The sequence below is a fragment of the Metabacillus rhizolycopersici genome, assembly GCF_020075705.1.
In genome coordinates, this window is record NZ_JAIQUM010000328.1 from 1 (window position 1) to 253 (window position 253).

General features: G+C 35.6%; 1 protein-coding gene. It reads right to left on the bottom strand.

Going from position 1 to position 253, the window contains the following annotated elements; all coding sequences use genetic code 11:
* Positions 1-152 (bottom strand): transposase (locus tag K9V48_RS30295; RefSeq protein WP_498043142.1); only part of this gene is annotated, 152 nt, incomplete at its 3' end.
* Positions 153-253 lie beyond the last annotated feature (101 nt).

The window sequence follows — 253 nt, forward strand, 5'->3', positions numbered from 1 at the left end:
TTGTCTTCACAATAATAAGGCTGTAACTTTTCTTCAATAAATGAAAAATCTATCGTGGCTTCTACGGCACGTAAAAAATGATCCACTGGAACTAATGATTCAACGGATACGGTAACTTCTTGATTACGATGATTCTTTAAGGTTCCCATCATACTGCATCTCTCCTTATTTTTCCTTTTTAGCAGTTTTGACAGGCAAGAACTCACTTAAACTCAAAAAAGGCTGTTGAGAAAAAACTTTCTCAACAGCCTGA